The organism is Meridianimarinicoccus zhengii, from assembly GCF_003254465.1.
Classification (GTDB): domain Bacteria; phylum Pseudomonadota; class Alphaproteobacteria; order Rhodobacterales; family Rhodobacteraceae; genus Meridianimarinicoccus; species Meridianimarinicoccus zhengii.
Genome location: NZ_QDFI01000016.1, coordinates 65421 through 73694, shown reverse-complemented (window position 1 = coordinate 73694; position 8274 = coordinate 65421). Strand labels below are relative to the sequence as shown.

The window sequence follows — 8274 nt, the reverse complement described above, 5'->3', positions numbered from 1 at the left end:
GTGGGCGCGATGACGCCCCGCGCGCCGGTGGGCGCGACGATGCCCGCGCCGCGGATGCGGCGCAGGACACCCGCGACGACGGGCAGCGCAACCCGGACCAGCCGCGCCGCCGTGCCGAACGCCGGTCCGATGCGCCCACGGAGACGCTCGTGATCGACGGCACCGCCGACACCGATAGCGGCCTCGTGGACACGCCCGAGGGCAAGGCCGACCGCCCCCGGCGGGTCACGCGCACATCGAACGCCGCTGCGGCCGACGATTCGCCGCGCGCCGGCGCGTCCGACGACGACTCCCGCGCCGAAGTTTCCGACGACGCCCAGCGCGCGACCACTGCCGAGGAAACCCCGCGCGCCGTCGCTGCCGATGACATCCCGCGCGACGGTGATGCGGCCGGCGACGATGCCGCGCCCGTGGCCGACGGCACGCCCCCGCCGCCCGCGCGCAAGCCCCGTGCGCCGCGCAAACCGCGTGCGCCCAAGGCGGTCAAGGGCGACAAGGCGGACAAGCAGGCAGCCACCGCCGATGCCGGTGACGAACCGTCGGCTCAGGCGCCCGGCGCACCGGACCGCGCCGCCGAATAGAAGCGGTCATGCCGCGATGGACCGAAAAAGGTCCGCGCCGCAACGGGCGCGGCCCTTTCGTGTCGGCGCGCCCGGCCGGTTCAACGCCCGCCTGCGCAGGGGCGTCGGGGCAGGTCAGCCCGCCGCCACCGCGCGCGCGAGCGCGCACCACCGTTCCAGTTCGATCTCCTCGGCCCGCGCCGTGGGCGGGATGCCCGCCGCCGCCAGACGGTCCTCGATATCCGGGGCCACGCCGCGCAGCGACGCGCGCAGCATCTTGCGGCGCTGGTTGAACCCCGCCGCCACCACCCGCGACAGGATCGCGGCGTCGGCCGGATACCGCGGCGCGGGCAGGGCGGTCAGGTGCACCACCGCCGAGCTGACCTTGGGCGGCGGGGTGAAGGCCTGCGGCGGTAGGTCCATCACGATCCGCGCCTCGGCCCGCCATTGCGCGAGGATCGCGAGCCGCCCATAGGCCTTGCCGCCGGGTGCGGCGACGATCCGCTGGGCGACCTCGCGCTGGAACATCAGGGTCAGGCTTTCCCAGAAGGGCGGCCAGTCGGGCGGGGTCAGCCAGCGTACCAGCAGCTCCGTCCCGATATTGTAGGGCAGGTTCGCCGTGATCCGGATCGGCGGGGTCAGATGCGCCAGCGGGTCCACCTTCAGCGCGTCGCCCTCGATCACCTCCAGCCGCCCCGGATAGGCCGCCGCGATCGCGTGCAGCGCGGGGATGCAGCGCGCGTCCTTTTCCACGGCCAGAACCCGGCGCGCGCCCTCCGCCAGCAGCCCGCGGGTCAGCCCGCCGGGGCCGGGGCCGATTTCCAGCACGTCCGATCCGGTCAGGTCGCCCGCCGCCCGCGCGATCTTGGCGGTCAGGTTCAGGTCCAGCAGGAAATTCTGCCCCAGCGCCTTGCGCGCGCTCAGGCCGTGATCGGCGATCACCTGCCGCAGGGGGGGAAGGTCGTCGATGGCGGCCATGGGCGCGCGTGGGCTCCGATCACACTCATATGGGAGTCATATGAGATTCATATGGAATTCATATCCGGTTTCGCCGGGCTTTTTCAGCCCGTGGCGGCCCGCGCGGCCCCCATGTCGCGCGCCAGCCGCAGCGCCGCGATCAGGCTGGCGGGATCGGCGCGGCCCGTGCCCGCGATGTCGAAGGCGGTGCCGTGATCGGGCGACGTTCGAATGAAAGGCAGCCCCAGCGTGACGTTCACGCCGCCGGAAAAATCAAGCGTCTTGATGGGGATAAGCGCCTGGTCGTGATACATGCAGACGGCCGCGTCATAGCGCGCGCGCGCCGCGGGATGGAACATCGTGTCGGCGCTGTGCGGCCCGATGATCGCCATGCCCTCGGCCTGCAAATCCTTGATGACAGGGAAAATCAGGTCGATCTCCTCGGTGCCCATGGCCCCGCCCTCGCCCGCGTGGGGGTTCAGCCCCGCCACGGCAAGCCGCGGGTTTTCAATGGAAAAATCGCGCCGCAGCCCGGCATGGGTGATCCGCAACACGTCCCGCAGGCCGCTTGCCGTCAGCGCGCCGGGCACCTGGGCTAAGGGGATGTGGATGGTGGCCGGCACGACCCGCAGCGCGGGACAGGCCAGCATCATCACCACCCGATCCACCCCGCCAAGGGCTGCGAGAAACTCTGTATGGCCGGGATGGGCAAAGCCCGCGCCGTCCTTCAGGGCCTTCTTGTGAATGGGCCCGGTGCAGACGCCCGCAACCTTGCCGGCCTGTGCCATTGCGACGGATTGTTCAATGACGGCAATCACATGGGCGGCATGGGACGGGTCCGGTTGGCCGGGCACCGCGGGGCCGCCGAAGCCGTGTGGGATCACCGGCAACGCACGCAAGGCCGCGCCCGCAGCCTCCGCCGGGTCGTCGATCCGCGCGACCGGCGTGCCCTGCGGCAGGTGGCCCGGATCGCCCAGCCAGACGAAAGGCAATGTCCCGCGCAGGGTATCCCAGGCCTTCGCCGCCAGTTCGGGCCCGATCCCCGCGGGCTCACCGCAGGTCAGCGCGATGGGCGCCGGGCCGGTCATTCCAGCCGCTCGATGAACGCGTCGGCGCGCAACTCGGCCAGGTAGGCGGCCCCGAGGCTTTCAAGCCGCCGGGCGAACAATTGCTGGCGGATCTGTTCGAGGCTGAGGTCTTCCTCCGGTTCGGCCACGCGGTCGCACAGCATCACGATCCGCCCGCCATCGCCCGTCGCCTGCGGCCCGAACACCACCATTTCGCCTTCGTCCAGCCGGTCGAGCGCGCTGCCAAGCGCCGCCGGCAGCGCGCTGCGCGGGCCGGTTTCGCGTTGCAGACGATCCTCACCCGCGCCCTGAAACACCCCGAACAGGTCGTCGCAGCGGTCGGTCACGTTTCGCAGGCGGGTGCGCTCTGCCTCCAGGTCCGTGCCGGGCGGATAGCGGACCGTGGCGTGGTCGATGTCGCCGCCGCCGGCCAGCGGCGGGCGGCGGTCCTCGATCGCGCGCAACTGGAACAGCGCCAGCCCGCCCTCAAGCGGGATCGGGCGGGTCACGTCGCCGGGTTGCAACCCAAGCAGGATCGGTGCGATCTGGGGCGGCAGGTCCGACAGCGAGACCCAGTCGAGCTGACCGCCATTCCCGGCCGATGGCGCAACCGAGAACCGTCGCGCCGCGGCCGAGAACGCATCGAAGCTGCGCAGTTCGGCGATGGCGGCGGCGCGTTCCTGCGTGGCGGCGGCCACGTCCGGGTCCATCGGCAGGATGATTTCGGACAGCAGCACGCGGGTCGCCCCGTTATCGAGACCGAGCGCCGCGGCGCGGTTCACCTCGGCATCCGTCGGTCGGGCGCGGGCGGTGAAGCGTTCGCGCACGACCTCGCCCCAGCCGATCAGCGCCGCGATGTAATCCCGCACGGTCTCCGGCTCGATCCCCACATCGGACACCGCGATCAGCAATTCCTCGCCCGTCAGGTTGGCGCGGGACGCGAATTCGTCGATCCCGAAACGGATGTCGTCTTCCGTCGGCACGATGCCCGCGTCGCGGGCGGCCTGTTCCTTCAGGCGATCCTCGATCAGGCTTTCAAGGGCCGCATCGGGCGTCGCATCGGGGCGGCGCAGCACGCCGAAGAGCCGCGCACGCTGCGCGACCTCGAAACGTGTGACGACGCTGTCGTTGACGCGCGCGACGGTGTCGAACGGACCCTGCTGCGCGGCGCCGGGCAGGGTCGCCGCGACGAGCCAGAGACAAGCGCCGAGGATCGTGCGGACGGCCGCGGCGGCGCGGCGTGTGCGCTGGCAGGCATGTGCGTGGCGGGATGTCATCGTGGCGTCGTCCTCAGTTCCTGCAACCGGCGGCGGCCGGGTTGCCCCCGGCACTGCCGAACCCGGCAAGTTCGACCGTGAACCCGTAGGTCGTGGTCGCCTCCACATCGTTTGTCGCTCTAAAACGCCGCGTGACGGAAAGATCAACCCTCACACATTCGTTGGCATATGCCAGCACGAGCCCCGAGCGGTTGGTCCGCCCGACGGTGAAGTCGCGCCGTAACTCGCCGCGCGCGGACCAGGTGCGGGTCAGCGGCAGGCTGGCGGCGGCGTAGACCTCGGAGACATCCTCGGTCAGGTTGGCGTCCCGATCGGCGCTTTGCCAGATGTAGTTGGACGCCAGCACGAGCCGACCGGGGCCGTTCCAGCCCAGGCGCGCCTCGAAGATCGACAGGTCGAGATCGTCGTCAAGCAGCGCGAGCGTGCGGAACCGGATCTCGTCCGCGATGTCGAGATCGACCTGCGCCAGCCAGTCCGACCGCCGCCCCGCAAGCCCGGAGGAGGCGCTGAACTGGTCGGTGTCCGAAAAGCGGTAGATACGCCCGCCCGTCAGCGCGATCCGCACGCCGTCAGTGTCCCGCGCGCTCCAGCGCAGGGCCAGGTTCGCGCGCGTTCCCGTTTCGGACCGGTCGAGACCGGGAAAGCGGTTGAGCGACAGGATGTTGCCGGTATCGAGCGCCACTGCGGTGCTGTCGTCATTGGGGGACTCGATGCCGCTGTCCGCGCTGTGGGCGATCTGCGCGACGGGTTCGAGGATCTGGTAGCTGCCGCCCGCGCCGGGCCGGATCAGCGGCCAGGACAGGGTCAGCGCGCCTTGCGGCCAGAGCCCGGCCTGCGTCGTCTCGAACCGGCTGTCGTCGGTGATCCGCTTGAGATCGAGCGTCAGGTCCGCCTCCCCCGCAAGGCGCAGCCCGCCCGGTCCCGTGTACGTGTTGCGCCATCCCGCACGGCCGCGCAGCTGCGCCATGTCGCGCCCGTCGATATCGGCGGCGCTTTCGCGGCGGAATGCCTGTGCCGCAAGGTCGAAATCGAACCAGCCGCCAACGCCAGGCATCTGCATGCGCTGGTCCCAGCGGGCATAGGCCACGAGATCCGGGTCGCCCGAGTCGTCGCTGTCGGCGCGCAGCGACTGGAAATGCGTGATGTCCGCGGCGATCAGTTCGCCGGGCCGGACCCGGCTGACGGCGATGGCGCTGTCCAGCCGGTCCTTGTCGGAGAATCCGTAGTCGCGCAGATAGGCGTCGTCGCTGGTCAGTTCGACATCGGCGGTCAGGTTGAACCCGTTCGGCAGGGCATAGGTCTGCGTGGCGAACAGATAGCCCCGCGTCCCGGATTCAAGCCGGTCTTCCGATGCGGCGCCTTCGATCAGCAGGTCGCCGCGGACGAAGGCCTGCCTGTAGCGGGCCTCCAGCGTGGTGCTGTCATCCTCGGTCACATAGGGGATCAGGGTCACGTCGGCATGATCGCCCAGCGGCAGGAACCATGGCAACCTGATCCCGTTGCCCAGGGACGAACTGGCCACGAAGCTTGGCGGCAGAAAACCGCGCACACGGGGGTCGCTGCCGTCGGGGACGCGCAGCGCGGGCAGGTAGAACACGGGCACGCCGGCGATGCGGAAGCGCGCGTTGTAGAAATAGACCTGCGCCGTTTCCTGGTCGTGGATGACGCGGTCGGCGCGGATTTCCCAAAGCGGCGTCTGGCCGCGCGCGCAGACCTGGCAGCTTGATGCCGCGACCTGCCGCAGATCGCTGAAGCGCCCGCCGCGGCGCGTCATCTCGGCCCCCGCGATCTGGAGCTGATCGTTCAGAACCACGCGCGCGCCCTGCAGGATGCCCTCGGTCAGGTCGGTATCAAGCTCCGCCGCGTCGGCCAGGACGACGGTGCCGTCCGCATCGCGCAGCTCGATCGGGCCGTCGATCTGCACCCGGTCGGTGCTGCGGTCATAGACGATGCGGCTTGCACGCAGGCGGCGGCCACGGGTGAAGACCTCCACGTTGCCTTCGGCGATCAGGCGCTCGTTCCCGTCGATCCGCACGAGATCGGCGACTAGCGCGGTCGTCTCTCCGGCGTCCTGCGCATGGGCGGTCCCGGCAAGCCAGAGCGCGAGGCACAGGCCCGCCAGGGCGTGGAACAGCCGGGCGCGGGTCATCCGTCCTCGAAATGCAAGAGCAGCCCGAGCGCGATCAGGATCGCGGCGACGGGCGGGGTCCAGATCGCGGCCATCACGGGGATCTGCCCGCTGTCGCCCATGACCTGCGCAAGGTTTGCGGTGAAATGGACCGCGAACCCTGCCAGCACTGCGAACAGCACCATCAGCCCCGTATTGCCCAGCCGCGTGTGGCGCAGGGTGAACACCGCGCCCATCAGCACCATCGCCACGAAGCCGAGCGGCTTGGCCAGTTCCGACTGGTACCAGACCCTGTGCGAGCGCGCCGAGAAGCCCGCGGTTTCCAGCCGGTCGATAAAGGGGGGCAGGTCCCAGATCGGGATGGCGGATGGCGTGCCGAAACTGTCGCGGATCTGGTCGCGGGTCAGGTCGGTGTCCACGAACAGGGTCGGGCTGCGGCGTGCCGTCGCCTCCGGGTTGGAGGCGGTGGTGAAATCCCAGCGCTTGGCGTCGCGCAGGATCCAGGCGCCATCGGACAGTTCGGCCTCGGCGGCATCGATGCGGAACAGCGGCACGTCGCTGCGGTCGAAGCCGAAGAAGCTGACCCCGAACAGGTGCGTGCCATCGAGATTGGCGGTTTCGGCGTGGATGGCGGTCTGCCGGGCGTCGCTGCCCTGTCGCAGCCAAAGCCCTTCGCGGCTGACCGACACGATGCGTTCGGACCCGCGCAGGCGGTTTTCCTCGGTCCGGTATTCGCGCGACAGGGCCGCCACGAGCGGGTTGCCGATGGCGACGATGCCAGACCCGAGCAACGCCGCCGCCAGCACGGGCGCCATGAGACTGCGCAGCGCTGACCGGCCCGTCGCCCGCGCGATGACAAGCTCGCTCGTGCGCGCCAGCCCCACGAACAGCGCAATGGCCGCGAGCAGCACCACCAGCGACAGGATCTGGTACAGGACCTCTGGCAGGTGCAGCAGCGCCATGTAGGCGAGGAACCCGAACCCCACCGTGCTGCTGTCGAAGCGGCGGATATGTTCCAGCAGCTCCACCAGCCACATGAAGGCCGCGAAGCCCACGACGATCCCGCCGAAGGTCAGCAGGAACTTGCGCGCGAAATACAGATGCAGGGTCATGCGGCCCGCCTGCGATGCAGCCATGCGCCGATGGTCCCGTTGCCGAGCCACAGCAGCACGAGACACAGCACCAGCGCGAAGATGCTGGACATGTAGACTGCCCACCACATGTCCGGGTTCTGTTTCGACAGGTCGATGGCGGCATTGTCGGCCAGCTTCACGACCACGATGAGCAGGACGGCCAACACGATCTGCCGCCACAGGCCGAACCGGCTGAACCCGCCAAGCATGAGCGCCGCGAATCCCACCAGCACCGCGCCCACGGACAGAAGTGCCTCGGTCGTGCGCAGATGCGCCTCGCGGAACAGGTGCTCGATCGTGCGCCCGGTGCGGGCGGACATGTCCTCGGTCGGGTGCAGCAGGGCAAGGGTGGACAGCGACCGGTAATCCACCCGCCGTTCGGCGGGCGCGTCCACCAGGGTGCCGATGGCGACCGTGGCCGTCTCGAAGACCGTGGTGGCCAGCCGGTTCGTGCGCGTGTCGATGGTTTGTGCCATGCCGTCGAACATGACCAGTCGCGGGCCGTCTTCGTGGCGCACCAGCAGCGCGCGGTTGGCGGAATAGGTCGTCTCCCGGATGCCTTCGCGCCGGTCGGTGAGCAACAACCCTTGCAGCGTGCCGTCGGGGGCAATGTCGCGGACATAGACGGTGACGCCAGCCACCGGGCTCTGGAAGCTGCCCGGCACCAGCAGCCGGGCCGAGATCGCGGCAGCGAGATCCGCCTCGATCCGGCTGATCCGCTTGAAGCTTTCCGGCACGACGACATGCCCGAGCACCAGCATCAGCGCCGCAAGCGCCACGCCGAACACCGCGAAGGGCCGCGCCAGCCGAAAGGCGCTGTAGCCGGTGGCCTGCACGACCACCAGTTCGCTGTCCGAATGCAGCCGGTTTGTGACGAAGGCCGCGGCGACGAAGCCCGCGACCGGCAGCACGATCGTCATGATGGCGGGGAGGCTGAGCACGGTCATTTCCAGGACGCGCGCGCCGGCCTGGCCCTCGGCAAGGTAGCGGTCGAGCAGGATAACCGCGCGATTGACCCAGTAGATCCCCACGAGGACGAGGGCGAAGAACGCGAACACGCGTGTCAGATGCGACAGGATATATCTGTCAAACCGCCCCACGCTGTTCCGCTCCTGCCCGTTTCGCTGTTCCGGTCTTAGCCCATCGGCGGGC

General features: G+C 69.9%; 6 protein-coding genes and 1 pseudogene. 1 reads left to right on the top strand and 6 read right to left on the bottom strand.

Annotation, left to right across the window (positions count from 1 at the left end):
• Positions 1-581 (top strand): annotated as a pseudogene (locus DDE13_RS07535) (hypothetical protein); the annotation flags it as partial.
• Positions 582-695: 114 nt separating this feature from the next.
• Here DDE13_RS07535 and rsmA read toward each other — a convergent pair.
• The 6 genes from rsmA to DDE13_RS07505 form a co-directional block, all read right to left on the bottom strand.
• Positions 696-1538, bottom strand: coding sequence for a 16S rRNA (adenine(1518)-N(6)/adenine(1519)-N(6))-dimethyltransferase RsmA (gene rsmA / locus DDE13_RS07530; RefSeq protein WP_111403038.1), 843 nt, complete (start codon positions 1536-1538; stop codon positions 696-698).
• Between the two features lie 83 nt (positions 1539-1621).
• Positions 1622-2605 (bottom strand): 4-hydroxythreonine-4-phosphate dehydrogenase PdxA, encoded by a 984-nt coding sequence (pdxA, locus tag DDE13_RS07525; protein WP_111403036.1) that lies wholly within the window; start codon positions 2603-2605, stop codon positions 1622-1624.
• Positions 2602-3861 carry a peptidylprolyl isomerase gene (locus DDE13_RS07520; protein ID WP_162630906.1) on the bottom strand — a complete coding sequence of 420 codons (1260 nt, stop codon included), beginning with the start codon at positions 3859-3861 and terminating at the stop codon, positions 2602-2604. Before DDE13_RS07520 ends, pdxA begins: the two co-directional genes overlap by 4 nt.
• A 13-nt stretch (positions 3862-3874) precedes the next feature.
• On the bottom strand, positions 3875-6010 hold the full coding sequence (locus DDE13_RS07515; RefSeq protein ID WP_111403032.1) for an LPS-assembly protein LptD: 2136 nt from the start codon (positions 6008-6010) through the stop codon (positions 3875-3877).
• Positions 6007-7101 (bottom strand): LPS export ABC transporter permease LptG, encoded by a 1095-nt coding sequence (lptG, locus tag DDE13_RS07510; protein ID WP_111403048.1) that lies wholly within the window; start codon positions 7099-7101, stop codon positions 6007-6009. Before lptG ends, DDE13_RS07515 begins: the two co-directional genes overlap by 4 nt.
• Complete coding sequence (locus DDE13_RS07505; RefSeq protein ID WP_162630905.1) at positions 7098-8222, bottom strand: LptF/LptG family permease; 1125 nt, start codon at positions 8220-8222, stop codon at positions 7098-7100. The genes lptG and DDE13_RS07505 overlap by 4 nt, the downstream gene beginning before the upstream one ends.
• Positions 8223-8274: the final 52 nt, after the last annotated feature.